Here is a 20,517-nt window from a genome sequence, read left to right on the forward strand (position 1 = left end):
CGATCCTACGTCGCTCCACCGACACCCGACGGTCACCACTCCGCCACCCCGCAGGTGCCGACGGCGTGTCTGGCGGCTAGTGCTGCGGCGTGTCGGTCGACCGCACGATCTTGACCGCGTCGCGGTGCCAGATGTTCTCCGAGAGGTACCTCTCGGACCGTGCGACGTAGCCGGCTCGCTCGTAGAAGCCGATGGCCTGCTCCTGCGCGCTGAGCTCGACCGACACGCTCCGCACGTCGTCGACGACGACCCCGAACCGCGCGACGGCCTCAGCCTCGAGCGCCGTCATCAGGAGAGCGCCGACGCCCAGACCGCGCGCTTCCGACAGCACCGCGACGCGACCGATGTGCGCCGGCTCGTCCGCGTGGTGCGGCGCGAGCAGACGCGCGGTGCCCAACGCCCGGCCCTCCGACGAGAGAGCCACGACGTGCAGCGTCGAGGGGTCGTCGTCGAGCTCGTCCATCTCGACGTCCGCATCCACGCCCTGCTCGTCGACGAACACGGTCATCCGGATCGCGGTCATCGCCGCGCGCAGCTCGTCGGTGTCGACCGGGACGACTCGGATCACGCGTAGCCGTCCTGCAGGATGGCGAGCGAACGGGCCAGGTCCTGCGGGTACTCGCTGGTCAGCTCCAGCCACTCGCCGGTGCTCGGGTGGTGGAAGCCGAGCCGCATCGCGTGCAGCCACTGGCGCTCCAGGTGCACCCGCGCCGCGAGCGACGGGTCCGCACCGTAGGTGATGTCGCCGACGCACGGGTGCCGCAGCGCGGCGAAGTGCACGCGGATCTGGTGGGTGCGCCCGGTCTCCAGGTGCACCTCGACCAAGGACGCCGCGGGCAGCATCTCGAGCACCTCGTAGTGCGTGACCGACGGCTTGCCGTCGGCGACCACCGCGAACTTCCAGTCGGAGCTCGGGTGCCGGCCGATCGGGGCGTCGATCGTGCCGGTCGTCGGCTCCGGGTGGCCCTGCACGAGCGCGTGGTAGACCTTCTCGACCGTGCGCTCCTTGAACGCCCGCTTGAGCACCGTGTAGGCGTGCTCGCTCTTGGCGACGACCATCAGCCCCGAGGTACCGACGTCGAGCCGGTGCACGATGCCCTGCCGCTCGGCCGCCCCGGACGTCGAGATGCGGTAGCCCGCGGCCACGAGCGCGCCGACGACCGTGGGACCGGTCCAGCCCGGCGACGGGTGCGCCGCGACGCCGACCGGCTTGTCGATGACCACGACGTCGTCGTCGTCGTACACGATCACCATGCCGGGCACGGGCTCGGCGACGATCTCGATGCTCGCGGCCGGTGCGACGTCGGGGATCTCCACCTCGAGCCAGCCCCCGGCCACCAGCCGGTCGGACTTGCCCAGCTCCTTGCCGTCCAGGTGCACCCCGCCGGCCGCGGCGATCTCGGCGGCGCGGGTACGGGACAGGCCGAGGAGCCGGGACAGGGCGGCGTCGACGCGCTCGCCCACGAGCCCGTCGGGCACGGGCATCGCGCGGGTGTCAGGCATTCTGCTCGGTCGTGCTGCCGTCGGTGGCGACGGTCTCGTCGGCCGCCGTCTCGTCCGGCTGCTCGCCGTCCTTGGCGTCGCGCGTGCCGTCGATGTGCACGCCCGTCGCGGCGAGGAAGACGATCATCACGGCCGCGACCACGATGGCGATGTCGGCGACGTTGCCGACGAAGACGTTCCAGTACGCGATGAAGTCGACCACGTGCCCGCGCGCGAACCCGGGCTCCCGGAACAGCCGGTCCATGAGGTTCCCGAGCGCGCCACCGAGCAGCAGCCCGAGGGCGATCGCCCAGCCGCGGGACCCGATCCGCCGGCTCGCGCGGATGATGAAGACGATCACCGCGACCGCGACCAGCGTCAGCAGCCAGGTCATCCCCGTGCCGATGGACAGCGCCGCGCCGGAGTTGAACACCAGCTGCAGGCCGAGCAGGTCACCGACCAGGACCCGGCGGACGCCCTCCTCGAGGTTGTCGAGCGCCCAGACCTTCGACAGCTGGTCCAGGACGAGCACGACGGCCGTGATCGAGAAGAGCAGGATCAGCAGCCGGCGCCGGCGAGGGTTCGCCGAGGGCGCGACGGGATGGTCGTCCGGGGTGGTGGGCACCGCAGGAGTCTACGTGCGCGTCAGCGACGCTCTTCGCGCTGCTTGCACTCGACGCACAGGCTGGCACGCGGGAACGCCTGCAGGCGCGCCTTGCCGACCGCACGGCCGCAGGACTCGCAGGTGGCGAACGTGCCGTTCGCGATACGCGCCAGCGCACGCTGCGTCTGCGAGAGCAGGTCGCGCGTGTTGTTGACGAGCGTCAGCTCCTGCTCGCGCTCGAGCGCCGACGAACCGGAGTCCGCCTGGTCGTCGCCCGCGCCGTCGCCGGAGTTGCGCAGCAGGTCGGACAGCTCGGCGTCTGCAGCCGCAAGCTCGCTGGTCAGACGGTCGATGTCGCTCGTGAGCTCCTCGGCGATGTCCTTGACCTCGCGTGCGGTCCAGGCCTTCTCCCCGTCGCGGACGGGCAGCCCTCGAACGATCTTTGCCAGCTCCTTCGTGTCGGTGCTGACGTCGATCGCGCTCAGTGCGTCGTTGATGGCCACTTAACGGGCCCCCCTGTCCTCGAAGTCACGTGACTGTATGCGGGTGTCGGAGCGGACACAACACAACACGCCGGGTGAAACCCGGCGCTCCGCTCAGAGCGGACGCACCAGGCGCAACCCGGCGTGGTGTGTTGCGACGAACCCGACCTGACCTGTGGCGATGCTGTGACGCAGAGTCGGACGGGTGGCCGTCAGAGGTTCTGCGCGTCTCCGACCGGCTGCGGCTGGCCGGAACGCGGCGGGAGCGCGTTGCCCCGGTTGTCCAGGTCGCCGAGAAGGTTCTCGAGGTAGCTCTTGAGGCGCGTGCGGTAGTCCCGCTCGAACACCCGGAGCTCGTCGATCTTGCGCTCGAGCAGCGAACGCTCCTGCTCCAGCTGGCCGAGCGTCCGCTGCGACGTCTCCTCGGCCTCGCGCACGATGCGGTTGGCCTGGCTCTTCGCCTCGCCGACCAGACGGTCCGACTCCTCCTGGCCGCTGCGCACGTAGTCGTCGTGCAGCTTCTGGGCCAGGGCGAGCATCCCGGTGGCCGACTCCGGCTCGCTGGCGCGAGGCGCCTCGGCGACGGGGGCGACGATCGGCGCCGGCGCGGCGACGGGTGCCGCGACCACGGGGGCCGGCGCCGGAACGGGCTCGGGCGTGGGCTCGGGCTTCGCGGCGGRAGCGGGCTGCTGGGCACCCGCGCGGCTCAGCTCGGCGATGCGGCGCTCGGCCGCGGCAAGCTTGGTCTTGAGGTCGTCGTTCTCCCCCTGGAGGTCCCGGAGGGTGTTCACGACCTCGTCGAGGAAGTCGTCGACCTCGTCCTGGTCGTACCCCTCGCGGAACTTCGTGGCCTGGAACTTCTTGTTCAGGACCTCGTCTGCGGTCAGCAGCGCCATCGTCGTCACCTCTGTCGGTAGAGCTCATTGGTCGAGCTAGCCGGTCCGGCGGCAGTCCACCGACCGCCACGGGCCACGGTATCGGAGAAAGTCCTCGGTGCACGCCCCCACGACACGCCCACGGATGGGTGGTTCAGAGGGACGCGAAGACCCTCATCAGGATCAAGCACAGGATGAAGAGCACCATGAACGCCAGATCCAGGCGGACCGAGCCGATGGTGACCGGTGGGATGATCCGCCGCAACGCCTTCAACGGCGGGTCGGTCACCGAGTACGTCACCTCGGCGATCACCAGGGCGATGCCCGAGGGACGCCAGTCACGCGCGAAGAACTGCACCCAGTCGAGCACCAGCCGCACCAGCAGGATCAGGAAGAAGACCAGGACGACGAAGTACAGGATCGAGCCGACGAGATGCACGCGTCAGCTCTGGTTGTAGAAGCCCGCACGCGTCGGCTGCTCGGCGGGGGCGGCGGCCTCGCCGGCGACCTCGACGTGCGCCGGCGACAGCAGGAAGACCTTGCTGGTCACGCGCTCGATCGCCCCGTGCAGCCCGAAGATCAGACCCGCGGAGAAGTCGACGAGACGCTTGGCGTCGGCGTCGTCCATGTCCGTGAGGTTCATGATCACGGGCGTGCCCTCGCGGAACGCCTCGCCGATCTTGCGCGCGTCGTTGTACGACCGCGGGTGGATCGTGGTGATGCGGCGCAGCTCCCCGGCGGGCGCGGCCGTCTGGACGACCCGGTTCGCCTGGGTCGGCTCCGAACGCGTCGGGCGGTGCAGCGGTGTGACCTGGGCCTCGTACTCGGTCGGCACGGCGACCTCCCCGTCGTCGTAGTCGTCGAGGTACTCCTCGTGCTCGGCCCTGTCGTCGGCCAGGCCGAGGTACAGCATCGTCTTGCGCAGCGCTCCGGCCATCGCCTTGGCTCCCTCCCCGCATTCCTGCGGACCACTTCTGTCACTACTGGCGGCCCGGCGTCGATGTGGGTCGCGAAGACGCTGGTGGGCTCCCTCTGCCGGTCACGCTAGCAACGGGTGCGCACCGATCACCGTCGCGACACGCCCGCACACCGGCCCGGCGTGCAGAGCGGTCCTCAGAGCGGCGGGCGGACAACCCCGGCGAACCGACCCGTCCGCGACGAGCGCCGGAACGAGTACAGGTCGCCGTCGGTGTACGTGTCGCGGTCCGACACGAGCACGTCCCGGATGCCGAGCCTGCCCAGGACCGCGACCGCACCCGCCGGCAGGTCGAGCGCAGGCGTGCCCCACGACGTCGTGGCGTAGGTCTCCGGCACGACGTCGGCCACCTCGTCGCGCAGCTCGGCCGGCACCTCGTACGACCGACCGGCGATCGCCGGACCGGTCGCCGCACGGATCCGCCCGACGTCCGCCCCCGCACCGACCATCGCCGCGACCGCCCACTGCAGGACCCCGGCCGCGAGCCCGCGCCGTCCGGCGTGCACCGCGGCGACGACCCCCGAGGACGCGTCGGCGAGCAGGACCGGCACGCAGTCCGCCACGAGCACCGCCACCGCGACGTCCGGCGAGGTCGAGACCAGCGCGTCGGCCTCCCCCACGTCCGTGGGCTCGGTCAGCACCACCACCCCGGTGCCGTGCACCTGGGTGGCATAGACGACGGGCGCGCCGGCCCAGTCGTCGAGCACCGCCCGGTTGCGCGCGACCACGGACGGGTCGTCACCGACGGCCAGCCCGAGGTTGAGCGTGTCGAACGGCGCCACGCTGGACCCACCACGACGCGAGGTGAAGCCGGCGCGGACCCCGGTCCCGAGGTCGACGCCATCGACGAGCACGGCTGCTACTTGAGGAAGTCCGGCACGTCGAGCTCGTCGCGCTCACGGTCGCGACGCGGTGCGTCCTCCGTGAAGATCCGCGGCACCTCGAGCGCACCCGTGATCGGGGTCGGCTCGGCCTCGGTCGACAGGAAGGCGGGCACGCCCGGCTGGCCTGCGGTGCCGGCGTAGGCACCGACCGGGACCGGGACCTCCTCGCGCTCGACGACCGGTCGGGGCGTCGGGACCTGGGCGGGCGCCGGCGCCGGACGGGCGGCACCGGCGGAGTTGCCGGAGACCTGACCCAGCGCGCGGGCGTCGCGGCGGATCGTCGGCGAGCCGCTGTCGAAGCCGGCGGCGATGACGGTGACCCGCACCTCGTCGCCGAGCGCGTCGTCGATCACCGCGCCGAAGATGATGTTGGCCTCGGGGTGCGCGGCCTCCTGGACCAGCCGGGCCGCCTCGTTGATCTCGAACAGGCCGAGGTCCGAGCCACCCTGGATCGACAGGAGCACGCCGTGCGCGCCGTCGATGCTGGCCTCGAGCAGGGGCGACGAGATGGCCATCTCGGCGGCCTGGACCGCGCGGTCGTCGCCGCGGGCGAAGCCGATGCCCATGAGCGCGGACCCGGCACCCTGCATGACCGACTTCACGTCGGCGAAGTCGAGGTTGATCAGGCCCGGCGTGGTGATGAGGTCCGTGATGCCCTGGACACCGGAGAGCAGCACCTGGTCGGCCGAGTGGAACGCGTCGAGCACCGAGACGGACCGGTCCGAGATCTGCAGGAGGCGGTCGTTCGGGATGACGATGAGCGTGTCGACCTCGGCGCGCAGCGCCTCGATCCCGGAGTCGGCCTGCACGGAGCGGCGACGACCCTCGAAGGTGAACGGGCGCGTGACCACACCGATGGTCAGGGCTCCGAGCGAGCGGGCGATCCGCGCGACGACCGGCGCGCCACCGGTGCCGGTGCCGCCGCCCTCGCCCGCGGTGACGAAGACCATGTCAGCCCCGCGCAGGACGTCCTCGATCTCGTCCTTGTGGTCCTCGGCGGCCTTCTTGCCGACCTCGGGGTCCGCGCCGGCGCCGAGACCGCGCGTCAGCTCACGGCCGATGTCGAGCTTGACGTCGGCGTCCGACATGAGGAGCGCCTGCGCGTCCGTGTTGACGGCGATGAACTCGACACCCTTGAGGCCGACCTCGATCATGCGGTTCACGGCGTTGACGCCGCCGCCGCCGATGCCGACGACCTTGATGACCGCCAGGTAGTTCTGCGGAGCTGCCACGGTGGGTGCCTCTCGTTCTGTGCGTTGCGCGGTGCCGGTGTGCGGCACGGGCCGCGGGGTCCGTCCCGACGACACGCCGGGGACGGGTTCAAACCTTCACCCTCAAGTTGAGGGTTATAGTTATGTCAGGTTCTGCTGTCAGGCGTGACGCTAGGTCGCGCACCCGGCACTATCAACGACCGCGCCGCGCGTGTCGGCACTTGCCGACGAATTCAGCCCTGCTTCGTGATGGGCAGCCGCGGCGCGGACACGTCGATGACCGTCGCCCCCGCCGCCGCGGGCGACGCGCGCAGCGCCTTGAGGACCGCGATCTTCAGCGGGGTCTCGTGCGCGCTCCCCCAGTCGACGCGCACGCCGTCGCGCAGCTGCATGGTGACGGTGTCCTGCGTGTGCGCGGCGACACCCTGGACCTGCGCGAGCAGGTCGGCAGGAAGCTGCTGCAGGACGCCCAGGACGGCCGACAGCGTCCGCTTGTCGCCCACGGGCACGTCCACGACGGGGAGCCCCTCCGGAGCCGCGTCGACGCGACCCACCTGCACGCCGTCCTGGTCGAGCAGCGCGAAGCCGGCGCCGGAGGCGCTGTCGGGCACCGCCGCGACCGGTTCCCGGGCGACGAGCGTGACGGACAGGCCCGTCGGCCAGTCGCGCGTCACGCGCGCCTCGCGGACGCCCGGGACGTCGAGCAGCTCGTCGCGCAGCGACACCGTGTCGAGGCGGGGCAGCGGCGTGCCGGCATGGGCCGCGACGACGGCCTGGACCTGGTCGACGGCGACGACCGTCCCGGCACCGTCGACCTCGACGCCGGCCGGGTCGAGCGCGAGGACCGGCGAGGCGAACAGCAGCCAGCCCAGGCCGACCACCGCGACCACGACGGCGGCGGTGAGGATCAGCTGGCGGCGCGCGAGGTTGCGGCGTGCCCGGGCCCGCTCGGCGAAGCGCGCGATCGAGCTGGTGGACACCACGGGCGGTGCGACCGGCCCGCCGTAGGAGCGACCGCGGCCCGCCGCGTAGGTGGTCACCGACCGGCCGAACGCGTCGGTCGCGGCCCCGGTGGGCTCCGTCCGCGGCGACGGGCCGGGCTTCTCGACGACCGGCTTGGCGACGGCCGGCTTCTCGACGACCGGCTTGGCGGCGGCCGGCTTCTCGGCGGCCGGACGTTCGGCGGCGGGCTTCGGGACCGGCGCGGTGCTGGGACGGGCGGTCGGACGCGCGGGCCGGGTCGGTGCCGGGTCGCGCGGGGCGGTGGGTCGCGACGGGCTCACGACGACCCCCCGGCCAGCTCGTCGAGCACCACCGGCGCGAGGAGCGTGACGTCGCCCGCGCCGACGGTCAGGACGAGGTCGCCCGGCCGCGCGGCGCGCGCGACGGCGCGGGCGGCGTCGAGGCGGTCCGGCACGAACGTGGCCTTGCCCTCGGTCGGCACGCGGTCGACGATCAGCGCGCCGGTCACCTCCGGGTCGAGGTCCTCGCGTGCGGCGTAGACGTCCGTCACCACGACCACGTCCGCCAGGTCGAACGCGGCCCCGAACTCGGCCGCGAACGTGCGGGTGCGCGAGTAGAGGTGCGGCTGGAACAGGACGATCACCCGGCCGTCCCCGACGACGGAGCGCGCCTGCCGGAGCAGCGCGGCGACCTCGGTCGGGTGGTGGGCGTAGTCGTCCACGACGCGCACCCCGCCCGCCGTCCCCCGGTCCTCGAACCGGCGACCGGTCCCCCGGAACGCCGCCAGGCCGGTCGCGACCGCGACGGGGTCGGTGCCCAGCCTTCGCGCGGCCGCCCAGGCACCGCCCGCGTTCAGCGCGTTGTGCGCGCCGGGCACGGCCAGCCGGACGGTCAGCACGCCGTCGGGCGTCGTCAGGTCGACGCTCCACGCGGCCCCGTCGGGCCGCAGGTCGCCGACGACGACGTCCGCGGTCGGCGACGTGCCGTAGGTGACGACCTCGACGTCGCGGGCGGCCAGCTGGGCGCGGGCGCGGTCGACGAGGCGGACGGCACCGGCGTCGTCGGCACACGCCACGAGGGCGCCGCCGGGCCGGATGCGCTCGGCGAAGGCCACGAACGCGTCCTCGAAGGCCTCCGCGGACCCGTAGTGGTCGAGGTGGTCGGGCTCGACGTTGGTGACGAGGGCGACCAGCGGCGCGTATGCCAGGAACGAGCCGTCGGACTCGTCGGCCTCGGCCACGAAGGCCCGCCCGGAGCCGTCGCGGCTGCCGCCGAGCGAGCCGTCGGCGGTGAGCACGGTGCCGCCGATCGCGAAGGACGGGTCGGCGCCGGCGTCGAGCAGTGCGGTGGCGACCATCGCCGAGGTGGTCGTCTTCCCGTGCGCACCGGCGACCGCCACGGCGTCGCGGCCGACCATGAGCGCGGCGAGGGCCTGCGACCGGTGCAGCACGCGGACGCCCAGGGCGCGGGCCCGCGCGAGCTCGGGGTTCGACTCGCGCACAGCGGAGGAGACCACGAGCGTGTCGATGCCGTCGACGAGCGCGGCGTCGTGCCCGACGTGCACCGTGACGCCGGCCTCGCGCAGGGCGGGCAGGGCCGGTCCGTCGGCGGCGTCCGACCCGCTCACCGTCAGCCCGCGGGCGGCGAGCAGCGCGGCGATCGCCGACATGCCCGCTCCGCCGACCCCGACCAGGTGCACCCGGCCCAGCTTCTCGGCGGCCAGCTGCTTGGCGGGAGCCTTCGCCGGCGCGGGAAGCTCGACCTCGACCAGCCGGGCGACGCGCGCGGCCGCGTCCCGCACGCCGACGCTCGCAGCGGCCCGGCCCATGCGCGCACGGGTCTCGGCGGCCGTGTCCCCGACCAGCAGGACGGGCAGGTGCGCGAGCAGCCAGGCCGGATCGAGGTCGTCGTCGTCGACGAGCAGCCCGCCGCCCGCCGCGACGACCGCCGCGGCGTTGAGGCGCTGCTCGCCGTTGCCCACGGGCAGCGGCACGTAGACGGCGGGGATGCCGAGCGCGGCCAGCTCGCAGACCGTGCCGGCGCCGGACCGCCCGACGACGACGTCGGCCACGGCCAGCGCGAGGTGCATGTCGCTCAGGTACTCGCGCACCTGGTAGTGCTCGGCGCCGGGCACCCCCTCGAGCGCGGCCCGGACGGCGTCGGCCTTGCCGGTGCCGGTCAGGTGCAGCACCTGGACCCCCGCGGCGAGCAGCTGGGGAGCCGCGCCCGAGACGGCGGTGTTGACGCTCACCGCACCCAGCGAGCCGCCGGACACCAGAAGCGTGGGCAGCGCCGGGTCCAGGCCCAGCGACTCGGCGGCGGCGACGCGCGCGGCGTGGGCGTCGGCGGTGCGCTCGGCGAGGAGGCGGGCGATCGGCGCCCGCAGCGGCAGCCCGGTGACCTGTGCGCCGGGCAGGGCCGTGCCCGGGAACGTCACGGCGACGGACTTCGCCCAGCGCGCGCCCAGCCGGTTGGCCAGGCCCGGGCGGGCGTTCGCCTCGTGGATCACGACCGGGATCTTGCGGCTCCGGGCGGCCAGGTACGCGGGCGTCGAGACGTAGCCTCCGAACCCGACGACGACCTGCGCACCGGACTCGTCGATCGCCGTCCCGGCGGCACGGATCGCGGCGCGCAGCCGGCCGGGCAGGCGGAACCAGTCGAGGGTCGGGCGCCGCGGCAAGGGCACCCGCGGGACGAGGGCGAGGTCGAGCCCGTGCTCCGGCACCAGGCGCGCCTCGAGGCCCTGCGCGGTGCCCAGGACGGTCAGGCGCGCGTTGGGGTGGCGACGGTGGAGCTCGTCGGCCACGGCGAGGAGCGGGTTGACGTGACCGGCCGTCCCGCCGCCGGCCAGGAGCACCGACGGGGGTCGGCGGTCGTCAGCCACGGGACCGCCCGACGACGGCCAGCGAACGACGCACGACGCTGGGCCGCGCGGCGAGCGCCTCGGCGGCGCCGGGCTCCGAGCGCGCGAACGAGATGAGCACGCCGAGGGCGGCCATGGTCATGATCAGCGCCGACCCGCCCGCCGAGACCAGCGGCAGCGGGACCCCGATGACCGGGGCGAGGCCGATGACGACGGCGATGTTCACGATCGCCTGCCCGATGATCCAGCACAGGATCGCCCCGGTGGTGATCTGCACGAACGGGTCGGGGTGCCGGCGGATGATGCGGATCATCGCGAAGGCGAGCAGCCCGAACAGGGCCAGCACGAGCAGCGTGCCGATGAGCCCGAGCTCCTCGCCGAGGATGGCGAAGATGAAGTCGTTGTGGGCGGCCGGCAGGTAGGACCACTTCTCGCGGCTCTCCCCCAGACCGAGCCCGCCCCAGCCGCCGCTGGCCAGGCCGTAGCCGCCGTGCAGCGTCTGGTAGCAGGCCGACTGCACGTCGCACTCGCTCGAGAGCCAGCTGAAGATGCGGTCCGTGCGGTTGGTGCTCGTCACCGTGAGCGCGGCTGTCAGCCCCGCGGCGAGCAGCGCCGCGAACCCGAACATCCGCAGCGGGACGCCGGCGACGAACAGCGCGCCCGCGACGAGCAGGATGATCACCATCGCGGTGCCCAGGTCGTGCCCCGCGAGAACCACGCCGAGCGCGAGCGCAGCGACCGGGACGGCGGGGATCAGCGCGTGCCGCCACTGCCGCAGCAGCGGCAGCTTGCGCGCCAGCACCGCGCCCAGCCACACGGCGAGGGCGAGCTTGATCGCCTCGGACGGCTGGGCGGAGATGCCTCCGACGCGCACCCAGTTCTGGTTGCCACCCACACCCGTGCCGAGCGGTGTGAACACCAGCAGCTGGAACAGGATCGCGGCGCCGAGCACCGGCCAGGCGAAGCGCTGGAAGATCCGTACGGGCATCCGGGAGAGCCCGAACATGATGGGCAGGCCGAGCAGCGCGAACTTCGCCTGGTCGAGGAAGACGGCGTACGGCGAGCCGTTCTCGTCGAGCGACTCCACGCTCGAGCTGGACAGCACCATGACGAGCCCGATCACCAGCAGCAGCGCTGCGGCGCCGATGAGCACGTAGTAGCTCGTCACGACGCTGTTCCACTGCCCGAGCAACGAGCCGGTGCGCTCGGGACGCGACGCGGCCCCGGGTGCGACGTTCGCGGTCATGCCCGGGCTCCCTTCTGCGTCCTCACACGTCCTCGCCGAGCGCACGCACGGCGGCGGCGAACTCCTCACCTCGGGCGGCGTACGACGTGAACTGGTCCATCGACGCGCACGCGGGGGCGAGCAGCACGGTGACGGGCCGGGCCGAGGCGACGGCGAGCCGTCGGGCCTCCTGCACGGCGCGAGTCATCACGCGCTCAGTCTCACCGGCGTCCACCTCGACCACGGGGACCTCGGGTGCGTGTCGGGCGAGTGCCTCGCGCAACGGTTCGCGATCGACCCCGATCAGCACGACGGCGGCGAGCCGGTCCTTGCGCGCCTCGACGAGCTCGTCGAACCGCGCGCCCTTGGCGAGCCCGCCCGCGACCCACACGACGGAGTCGGGCGCGAACGCCCCGAGGGCCGCGGCGGCGGCGTGCGCGTTGGTGGCCTTCGAGTCGTCGACGTAGGCGATCCCGTCGATCGTCGCGACGGTCTCCAGCCGGTGCGCGCCGGCGGAGTACGCGCGCAGACCGGCGCGGACCGCCGCCGGCTCGACGCCGTGCGCGAGGGCGAGCGCACCGGCGGCCAGAGCGTTGGCGACGACGTGCGGCGGGACCGTCCCGTCCGGCCCGGCCAGCTGCGCGAGGTCGCCGAGCGTGCCCAGCTCGGCGGCGTGCGTGTGTCGCAGCCGGGAGAAGCCGCGGTCCACCAGGACGTCCTCGACCAGGCCGACCTGACCGACCAGGGGCGTGCCGAGCGTGAAGCCGACCGCCACGGCGCCGTCCACCACGTCCGCCTCGCGCACGAGGTCCTCGGTGCGGCTGTCGGCGAGGTTGTAGACGCACGCGACCTGGGCCCGCTCGAAGATCCGGCCCTTGTCCGCCGCGTACGCCTCGAGCGACCCGTGCCAGTCGAGGTGGTCCGCGGCGATGTTGAGCACGGCGGCGGCCTGCGCGGACATGGAGTGCGTGAAGTGCAGCTGGAAGCTCGACAGCTCGACGACGAGGACGTCGAGCGACGGGTCCGTGGCGGCGAGCACGACGGGCGTCCCGACGTTGCCGACCGCGGCGACGCTCTCCCCGGCCGCGCGCAGGATCGACTCCAGCATCCCGACGGTGGTGGTCTTGCCGTTGGTGCCCGTSACCGCGAGCCACGGCGCCGGGCCGTCGCCGGACGCCCGGTCGACGCGCAGCCGCCACGCCAGCTCGACCTCGCTCCAGACCGGGATGCCGCGGTCGAGCGCGGCGGCGAGCAACGGGTGGTGGGGCGCGAGGCCCGGCGACGCGACGACGAGCGACGCACGGTCCAGCGCGGTGCCGGCCAGCAGCTCGTCCGTGCCGATCACGTCGTCGGCGTGGTCGTCGACCGGGACGACGCGGGCGCCGCGGGAGGCGAGCACCTCGGCGGCGGCACGGCCCGAGACCCCGAGGCCGGCGACGACGACGAGAGCGTCGTCGAGCTCGACGTCCGACACCTACCCGGCCACCCACTCGGCGTAGAAGATCCCCACGCCGAGCGCGACGAAGAGCCCGGCGATGATCCAGAACCGGATGACGATCGTGACCTCGCCCCAGCCCGAGAGCTCGAAGTGGTGGTGCAGCGGCGCCATCTTGAAGACCCGTCTCCCGGTCATCTTGAAGAAGCCGATCTGGATGACGTCGGACATCACCTCGAGGACGAACAGGCCACCGATGATCGCGGCGAGGATCTCGGTCCGCGTGAGGATCGAGAGCCCGGCGAGCGCGCCGCCGAGGGCCAGCGAGCCCGTGTCCCCCATGAAGATCTTGGCCGGGCTGGCGTTCCACCACAGGAAGCCGAAGCACGCGCCGACGATCGCCGCGGCGACCACGGCGAGATCGAGCGGGTCGCGCGTCTCGTAGCAGCTGGGTCCGGCGGTCGCCAGGAACTGGCAGCTCTGGTTGAACTGCCAGACGCCGACGATGACGTACGCGCCGAACACGATGAGCGAGACGCCCGTGGCGAGCCCGTCGAGCCCGTCGGTGAGGTTCACGGCGTTCGACCACGCGGTGATGAGGAAGTTCGCCCAGACGACGAACAGCAGGATGCCGGCGGTCACGCCCCAGAACGCCAGGTCGAGATTGGTGTCCCGGATGAACGAGATGTTCGTCGACGCCGGCGTCCGGAACTTCTCGTTGGGGAACTGCAGGGCGGCCACGGCGAACGTGATGCCCACGAGGCCCTGTCCGACGATCTTCCAGCGGGCGCTCAGGCCGAGGCTGCGCTGCCGGGAGATCTTGATGAAGTCGTCGAGGAACCCGACCAGGCCGAGGCCGGTCATCAGGAACAGGACCAGGACCGCCGACGCGCTGGGCATCGTGCCGGTGGCGATCAGGCCGCCGATCCAGCCCAGCAGCGTGGCGGCGATGATCACGACGCCGCCCATGGTCGGCGTCCCGCGCTTGGTGAAGTGCGCGGTCGGGCCGTCCTGCCGGATGAACTGGCCGTACTGCTTGCGCACCAGGAACCGGATGAACAGCGGCGTGCCCAGCAGGGCGATGATCATCGAGAGCCCGCCGGAGATCATGAGCGCTCTCACGAGGCCACCAGCCGATCTCCCAGCCGCCAGAGCCCGGCGCCGTACGACGACTTCACCAGGACCACGTCGCCGGGACGCAGCTCGGACTCGAGGAACCGGGTGGCGACGTCGAGGTCGTCGGCGAGCACCACCTCGTCGCCCCACGAGCCCTCGTGGTTCGCGCCGTCGCGGATGGCGCGGGCGCCCTCGCCGACGACGATCGTCAGGCCGATGTTCAGCCGGACGCAGAGGCGCCCGATCGCGTCGTGCGCGGTGCGGGACTCGGGGCCGAGCTCGAGCATCTCGCCGAGGACCGCGATCGAGCGACGGTCCCGTCCGGCGAGCACGGCCAGCGCCTTGAGCGCCGCGCGCATCGAGTCGGGGTTGGCGTTGTAGGAGTCGTCGACGACGGTCACGCCGTCGGGCCGGTCGACCACGTGCATCCGGTGCGGGCTGAGCGCGTCCGCGACCGTCAGGCCGGCCGCGACCTCGTCGACGTCGAGCCCGAGGGCCAGTGCCGCCGCGGCCGCGCCGAGCGCGTTGTGCACGTGGTGCTCGCCGACGAGACGGAGCTCGACCTCGGCGGTCCGCTCCTCGTCCCCGAGGCGGGACACCAGCGTGAACCGTGCGCGGCCGGCGCGGTCCAGGACCACGTCCCGCGCCCCGACCGACGCCTCCGGGGCAGCACCGAACGTCACGACGTCCCCGGGCGCGAGCGCCGCCATCGCCGAGACGCGCTGGTCGTCGGCGTTGAGCACGGCGACGCCGTCGGACACCAGGCCCTGCACGATCTCGGCCTTGGCGCGGGCGACGGCCTCGATCCCGCCGAACCCGCCCAGGTGGGCCTGTCCCACGACGAGGACCACGGCGACGTCCGGCGGGGCGATCTGCGTGAGGTAGTCCAGGTGACCGGGACCGCTCGCGCCCATCTCGAGCACGAGGAAGCGGGTGTTCTCGTCGGCACGCAGGACCGTCAGCGGCAGGCCGATCTCGTTGTTGAACGAGCGCACGGGCGCGACGGTCGGGCCGACGCTCCCGCACAGCTGGGCGAGCAGGTCCTTGGTGGTGGTCTTGCCGACCGAGCCGGTGATGCCGACGACCTTCAGCCCGCTGCCGCCCGGCTCCCAGGACGCCTCGCGCAGACGCTCGAGCACCACGCGGGCCAGGTCGCCGAGCGCCTTCTCGACGTCCGGGACGACGACGCTCGGCACGATGCCACCGCCCTCGCCGACCACGTCGCGGGCGGCGAGCACGAGGGCGGCGCCGGCCTTCACCGCGACCGCCGCGTACTCGTGACCGTCGACGTGCTCGCCCGGCAGCGCGACGAACAGGCCGCCGAGGACCTCCTCGCGGGAGTCGACCACGACGGACCCGCCGACCAGCAGGGAGGGGTCGACGTCGCCGCGCAGCACGCCGCCGGTCGCGGCCGCGATCTCGGCCGCCGTCAGGGCGATCACGCGTGCTGCTCCTGACGGTTCTCGCGCGCTGCGAGCAGCACGAACCGGTCGTTGTACCGGTGGAACACTCCGGCGATCTCCTGGGTGGGCTCGTGCCCCTTGCCCGTGATGATCACGGTGTCCTGCTCATCGGCGAGGACGAGGGCGTCGCGGATGGCCTGCGCGCGGCTCGTCGCCTCGTGCACGTCGACCAGGTCCGGGCGCTTCGCCCGCACTCCGTCGAGGATGGCGGATCGGATGGCCGCCGGCTCCTCGGAACGCGGGTTCTCGTCGGTGACGACGATCACGTCGGCCAGCTCGGCGGCGATCTCGCCCATGATCGGGCGCTTGCCCTGGTCCCTGTCGCCGTCGGAGCCGAACACGAGGATCAGGCGGCCGGGCGTGATGGGTCGGACGGCCTGCAGCGCGAGGACCAGCGCGTCCGGGGTGTGCGCGTAGTCGACGAGTGAGAGCGGGAAGCCGTCACCGCGCTCGATCACGCGCTCCATGCGGCCCGGGATCTCGTGCGCGTGGCCGACCGCCTCGATCGCGACGTCCATCGGCACGCCCGCGGCGCGCGCGAGCACGATGGCGAGCGCCGCGTTGGACACGTTGACCAGGCCCGGCAGCGGGCTCGCGGCCTCGTGCTCGGTGCCGTCCGGCCCGCGGAGCGTGAACGTCGAGCCCACGCCGTCGAGCCCGATGTCCGCGGCCGTGACCGTCCAGTCCGCGTCGACCCCGGAACCCGCCCTCGTCGCGACCGACTCCACGGGGATCTGCGCCTCCGCGACGAGCCGCCGGCCCCACTCGTCGTCGACGACCACGACGCCGCGGCGGGCCTGTCCGGGCGCGAACAGGCGCGCCTTGTCGCGGAAGTAGCCCTCCATGTCGCCGTGGAAGTCGAGGTGGTCGCGCTGCAGGTTGGTGAACCCGACCACGTCGAACACGAGCCCGTTGACCCGGCCGAGGGCCAGGGCGTGCGAGCTGACCTCCATGGCGACCGCGGTGGCGTCCCGCTCGAGGGCCGCGGCGAGCAGCGCCTGCAGGGCGGGCGCCTCGACCGTGGTCCGCGGGCTCTCGACGGCCTCCTCACCGATCCGCAGCTCCACCGTGCCGAGCAGGGCGGTGAGGGGGTGCACGGCACGCAGAGCGGCGTCGATGAAGTAGGTCGTGGTGGTCTTGCCGTTGGTCCCGGTCACGCCGATCGAGACGAGCCGCTCGCCGGGCTCGTCGTGCGCCCAGGCAGCCACCGGACCCGCGAGCGACCGCGGGTCGTCGCTGAGCAGGACCGGCACGCGGTCCGCGAGCTCACCGAGCAGGTCGAGCCCGGCCCGGTCCGTGAGGATCGCCGCAGCGCCTGCGTCGACCGCCTGTGCGGCGTACGTCGCGCCGTGGACCTTGAGGCCCGGGACCGCCACGAAGACGTCGCCCTCGACCACGTCACCGCTGGCGAGGCTCACCCCGGTCAGTCGGGCGTCCGGCGCGACCGGCAGACCCGCAGCGACCAGGTCGAACGTCCCGACGAGGTCGGCGACCCGGTGGACCGCGGGATGCATCGGGCGCATCCGAGCCGGGGACGTCATGGGGAGAATCTACCCCGGGCGGGCACGCCCGATCGTCGCGCGGCGTCTGGGCGGGACACCGTCACCACGTCGTCGGGAACAGGGTCCCCGTGGTACCCGACGGCGCCACGCCGAGCTCGCCGAGCGTGTACCCGGCGACGTCGCTGAACACGGGTGCCGCGACCACACCGCCGTAGACCGAGGTCCGCGGGTTGTGCAGGATCACCGCGACCGCGATGCGCGGGTCGTCGGCCGGGGCGACGCCGATGAACGACGCCGTGATCCCCTGTGCCCCGTTGGCGAGCCACGCCTGCGCGGTACCCGTCTTGCCGGCCACCCGATAGCCGGGGATCGCCGCGCTGGAGCCGGTCCCGTCGTCGACGACGCTCTCCATCATGGTGAGCACGGTCTGGGCGGTCTCGGGCGAGACCACCTGCGTCGTCGTCGGGGGGGCGGCCGGCGTGAAGGTGCCGTCCGGGGAGGTCCAGCCCTTGATGATGTGCGGCGTGACGCGCACGCCGCCGTTGGCGATCGTCGCGAACACCTGAGTCGCCTGGAGCGACGTGACCGACAGCGACTGGCCGAAGAGCACCGCGAACTTGTCGCGACGCTGCCAGGTGTCCACGGGGTGCAGGATGCCGACCGACTCCCCCGGCATCTCGATGCCCGTCTTGGCCCCGAAGCCGAACTTGGCGAGGTAGTCGTAGCGCGTCTGGACCGGGAGGTTCTGGCCGACCATGACCGTGCCGGTGTTGGAGGACTCCGCGAGGATGCCGGCGAGCGTCAGGTTCTGCACCGCGTGCTCGTGCGAGTCGTGGAACGTCTCCTTGCCGTCCGGGGAGTACGAGTACGGCACCTGGAACTGCGACGTCGGCGTCGCGACGTGGTTGTCCAGGATGGCCGACATCGTGATGACCTTGCCGGTCGACCCCGGCTCGAACACGTCCGAGATCGCGGAGGACAGCGAGCCGCCCTTCCAGTCGCCCGGGTGGTTGGGGTCGACGCTGCCGGAGTCGGCCAGCGCGTAGATCTCCCCGGTCTTGACGTCCATCACGACCACCGAGCCGGAGTCCGACCCGGTGGCTGCCACCTGCGCGTCGAGGGCCGCCTGCGCGCGGTACTGCACGTCGGACCGCAGCGTGAGCATGACCGAGTCGCCCTGCTTGGCAGGCGTGTCCTTGGAGTAGCCGCCCGGGATCGCCTGCCCCTTGCGGCCGCTCTCGTAGGTCTCGGTGCCTGCGGTGCCCGTCAGGCGCTTGTCGAGCGAGAGCTCGAGCCCCTCCAGCCCGACGCCGTTCGAGTTCACGAACCCGAGGACGTTCCCCGCGAGGTTGCCGTTCGGGTAGACGCGCTCGGCGACCCGGTCCACGTTGACCCCGGGCAGGCCGAGCTTGCGAACCTCGCGGGCGACCTCGGGCAGCACGCCCTTCTTGATGTAGACGAACTGCCGGTCGCCGACGAGCTTGCCGCCGAGCTCGGCGACGTTCATGTCGAGCAGCGGGGCGAGACGCGCGGCCACTCCGGCGGCACCGTCGGGCACCTCCACGGCGCCGGTCGCCCGGAACTCGGGGACCGTCTTCTGGTTGACGGAGATGTCGTACCGCTCGACCGACGCCGCGAGCGCGACGCCGTCGGCGTCGGTGATCTCCCCGCGTCCGCCCAGCGTCGCGACGGAGATGAGCCTCTTGTCGCGCGCCTGCTCCGCGATGCTCGGCCCGCGCAGACCCTGGACGTAGACGAGACGCCCGCCGAAGACGACGAGCGTCAGGACGATCGCGATGGTGAGGAAGATCATCCGGCCGCGCGAGCCGGGCAGCGGCGGACGGGCGGTGGGCCGCGTCGGCACCTCGACCGTGCGCGGTGGTCCGCCGCGGCCGGGTGCGGTCTGGCCCGGGCGAGGACGCGGGACGGTGCCGGTGCTCGCGGGCCGCTGGGTGCCCGGCGGGCGCGCTCCGGTCCGCGGGCGACCGGTGACCGGCGTGGTCATCCGGCGGCCCCGGCGKGCTCGGGAGCACCCTGCACGCTGCCGTCGGAGAGCCGCAGCCAGCCCGTGCCGTTCGTGGGCACCATGCCGAGCGCCGAGGCGGCGGCGGCCAGGTGCGCGGGCGACGCGAGGGTGTCGAGGTCCGCCTGCTTGTCCTTGGCGTCCTGGTTCAGCCGACCGAGCTGGTTGGACAGGTCGTACTTGGCGTAGGCGCTCGACGCCATCGACGTGTTGAGCAGGAGGGCGGAGAGCAGCGCTCCCGCGAGGACGGCCATGCACAGCAGGATGAACGGCATCCGCGTCCGAGCGTGCTGCGGCGCGCGGACGACCTTCAGACGAGGTGCGGGTGGATTCTGCGGCGCGGTGCGGGGACGGGCCGGGGAGGTACGGGCACGGACAGCGGACTGGGCGCTCATGCCGCCCTCCTTCCGGTCGGTCGGTGACGCAGGTGGTCAGGGGTGGGACGGGTGCGCTCGGCGGCGCGGAGGCGGACGGACTGCGAGCGCGGGTTGCGGGCGATCTCGGCCTCGTCGGCCTCCTCGGCACCCCGCGTGACGAGGCGCAGGTACGGCGCGTGCGTCGCGGGCTCGACGGGCAGGTCCGGCGGGGCGCTCGACGTGGCACCGGCCGCCATGGCCCGCTTCACGGCCCGGTCCTCGAGCGAGTGGTACGACTCGACGACCAGCCGCCCGCCGACCGCGAGCGCCTCGATCGACTCGGGCAGCGCCTGCTCCAGCGTCTCGATCTCGCCGTTCACCTCGATGCGCAGCGCCTGGAACGTGCGCTTGGCGGGGTTGCCCCCGGTCTTGCGCGTCGCCGCGGGGATGTTGGCGCGCACGATGCTGACCAGCTCCCCCGTGCGCTCGAGCGGCTTGCGGGCGCGCTGGGCGACGATCGCGCGGGCGATGCGCGGCGCGAACCGCTCCTCGCCGTACTCGCGCAGGATCCGGGCGAGCTCGCGCTCGTCGTAGGTGTTGAGCACGTCCGCCGCGGTCTGCCCCGTGGTGGCGTCCATCCGCATGTCCAGAGGGGCGTCCGCCGAGTAGGAGAAGCCGCGCTCGCGCTCGTCGAGCTGCAGCGACGAGACCCCGAGGTCCATGAGGACGCCCTGGACCTTGTCGATGCCGAGGCCCTCGAGGACCTCGTTGATCTCGTCGTAGACGGCGTGCACGCCGGTGAACCGGTCACCGAACGGCGCCAGGCGCCGGCCCGCGAGCTCGAGCGCCTGCGTGTCACGGTCCAGGCCGACCACCCGGACGTTGGGGAACGCCTGCAGCACGCCCTCGGTGTGGCCCCCCATCCCGAGCGTCGAGTCGACCATGACGGCCGAGTCGAGGTCAGCGAACGCGGGCGCGAGCAGGTCGAGGCAACGCTGCAGCAGCACCGGGGTGTGCCGGGAGGCAGCGTCGTCGGTCGTGGTCATCGTCTGCCTCC

Annotated in this window: 19 protein-coding genes; all 19 read right to left on the bottom strand. The window is 73.1% G+C overall.

The window, feature by feature from the left end; genetic code table 11:
• Positions 1-76: 76 nt before the first annotated feature.
• Complete coding sequence (locus tag AC1DZC_RS17320; RefSeq protein ID WP_477044137.1) at positions 77-568, bottom strand: GNAT family N-acetyltransferase; 492 nt, start codon at positions 566-568, stop codon at positions 77-79.
• Positions 565-1,503 (bottom strand): RluA family pseudouridine synthase, encoded by a 939-nt coding sequence (locus AC1DZC_RS17325; protein WP_477044138.1) that lies wholly within the window; start codon positions 1,501-1,503, stop codon positions 565-567. Before AC1DZC_RS17325 ends, AC1DZC_RS17320 begins: the two co-directional genes overlap by 4 nt.
• Positions 1,496-2,107, bottom strand: a complete 612-nt coding sequence (gene lspA, locus AC1DZC_RS17330) for a signal peptidase II (protein WP_477044139.1) — start codon at positions 2,105-2,107, stop codon at positions 1,496-1,498. The genes AC1DZC_RS17325 and lspA overlap by 8 nt, the downstream gene beginning before the upstream one ends.
• Positions 2,108-2,127: 20 nt before the next feature.
• Positions 2,128-2,589, bottom strand: a complete 462-nt coding sequence (locus tag AC1DZC_RS17335; protein WP_477040798.1) for a TraR/DksA family transcriptional regulator — start codon at positions 2,587-2,589, stop codon at positions 2,128-2,130.
• Between the two features lie 191 nt (positions 2,590-2,780).
• Positions 2,781-3,464: a DivIVA domain-containing protein gene (locus tag AC1DZC_RS17340; RefSeq protein ID WP_477044140.1), complete on the bottom strand. Its 684-nt coding sequence runs from the start codon at positions 3,462-3,464 to the stop codon at positions 2,781-2,783.
• A 133-nt stretch (positions 3,465-3,597) separates the two neighbouring features.
• A complete protein-coding gene (locus AC1DZC_RS17345) occupies positions 3,598-3,882 on the bottom strand; it encodes a YggT family protein (protein ID WP_477040796.1) in 285 nt (94 codons plus the stop codon).
• A 3-nt stretch (positions 3,883-3,885) separates the two neighbouring features.
• Positions 3,886-4,380 carry a cell division protein SepF gene (locus AC1DZC_RS17350; RefSeq protein WP_477040795.1) on the bottom strand — a complete coding sequence of 165 codons (495 nt, stop codon included), beginning with the start codon at positions 4,378-4,380 and terminating at the stop codon, positions 3,886-3,888.
• A gap of 176 nt (positions 4,381-4,556) precedes the next feature.
• Complete coding sequence (gene pgeF, locus AC1DZC_RS17355; RefSeq protein ID WP_477044141.1) at positions 4,557-5,273, bottom strand: peptidoglycan editing factor PgeF; 717 nt, start codon at positions 5,271-5,273, stop codon at positions 4,557-4,559.
• A 5-nt stretch (positions 5,274-5,278) separates the two neighbouring features.
• Entirely contained in the window at positions 5,279-6,535 is a 1,257-nt protein-coding gene (gene ftsZ / locus AC1DZC_RS17360; RefSeq protein WP_477040793.1) for a cell division protein FtsZ, read from the bottom strand.
• A 212-nt stretch (positions 6,536-6,747) separates the two neighbouring features.
• Entirely contained in the window at positions 6,748-7,797 is a 1,050-nt protein-coding gene (locus AC1DZC_RS17365; RefSeq protein ID WP_477044142.1) for a cell division protein FtsQ/DivIB, read from the bottom strand.
• Entirely contained in the window at positions 7,794-10,361 is a 2,568-nt protein-coding gene (murC, locus tag AC1DZC_RS17370) for a UDP-N-acetylmuramate--L-alanine ligase (RefSeq protein WP_477044143.1), read from the bottom strand. Before murC ends, AC1DZC_RS17365 begins: the two co-directional genes overlap by 4 nt.
• Positions 10,354-11,586 carry a putative lipid II flippase FtsW gene (gene ftsW / locus AC1DZC_RS17375; protein ID WP_477044144.1) on the bottom strand — a complete coding sequence of 411 codons (1,233 nt, stop codon included), beginning with the start codon at positions 11,584-11,586 and terminating at the stop codon, positions 10,354-10,356. The genes murC and ftsW overlap by 8 nt, the downstream gene beginning before the upstream one ends.
• A gap of 22 nt (positions 11,587-11,608) precedes the next feature.
• Entirely contained in the window at positions 11,609-13,039 is a 1,431-nt protein-coding gene (gene murD / locus AC1DZC_RS17380; protein ID WP_477044145.1) for a UDP-N-acetylmuramoyl-L-alanine--D-glutamate ligase, read from the bottom strand.
• The gene (mraY, locus tag AC1DZC_RS17385; RefSeq protein ID WP_477040788.1) at positions 13,040-14,122 is read right to left on the bottom strand and encodes a phospho-N-acetylmuramoyl-pentapeptide-transferase; all 1,083 of its coding nucleotides are present in this window, start codon (positions 14,120-14,122) and stop codon (positions 13,040-13,042) included.
• The gene (locus AC1DZC_RS17390; RefSeq protein WP_477040787.1) at positions 14,119-15,558 is read right to left on the bottom strand and encodes a UDP-N-acetylmuramoyl-tripeptide--D-alanyl-D-alanine ligase; all 1,440 of its coding nucleotides are present in this window, start codon (positions 15,556-15,558) and stop codon (positions 14,119-14,121) included. The genes mraY and AC1DZC_RS17390 overlap by 4 nt, the downstream gene beginning before the upstream one ends.
• Complete coding sequence (locus AC1DZC_RS17395; RefSeq protein ID WP_477044146.1) at positions 15,555-17,120, bottom strand: UDP-N-acetylmuramoyl-L-alanyl-D-glutamate--2,6-diaminopimelate ligase; 1,566 nt, start codon at positions 17,118-17,120, stop codon at positions 15,555-15,557. The genes AC1DZC_RS17390 and AC1DZC_RS17395 overlap by 4 nt, the downstream gene beginning before the upstream one ends.
• A 61-nt stretch (positions 17,121-17,181) precedes the next feature.
• Positions 17,182-19,086 (bottom strand): peptidoglycan D,D-transpeptidase FtsI family protein, encoded by a 1,905-nt coding sequence (locus AC1DZC_RS17400; RefSeq protein WP_477040785.1) that lies wholly within the window; start codon positions 19,084-19,086, stop codon positions 17,182-17,184.
• On the bottom strand, positions 19,083-19,499 hold the full coding sequence (gene ftsL / locus AC1DZC_RS17405; protein WP_477044147.1) for a cell division protein FtsL: 417 nt from the start codon (positions 19,497-19,499) through the stop codon (positions 19,083-19,085). Before ftsL ends, AC1DZC_RS17400 begins: the two co-directional genes overlap by 4 nt.
• Positions 19,496-20,506, bottom strand: coding sequence for a 16S rRNA (cytosine(1402)-N(4))-methyltransferase RsmH (rsmH, locus tag AC1DZC_RS17410; RefSeq protein WP_477044148.1), 1,011 nt, complete (start codon positions 20,504-20,506; stop codon positions 19,496-19,498). Before rsmH ends, ftsL begins: the two co-directional genes overlap by 4 nt.
• Between the last annotated feature and the right edge of the window lie 11 nt (positions 20,507-20,517).

It is taken from the genome of Cellulomonas sp. P2_B4 (assembly GCF_056404795.1).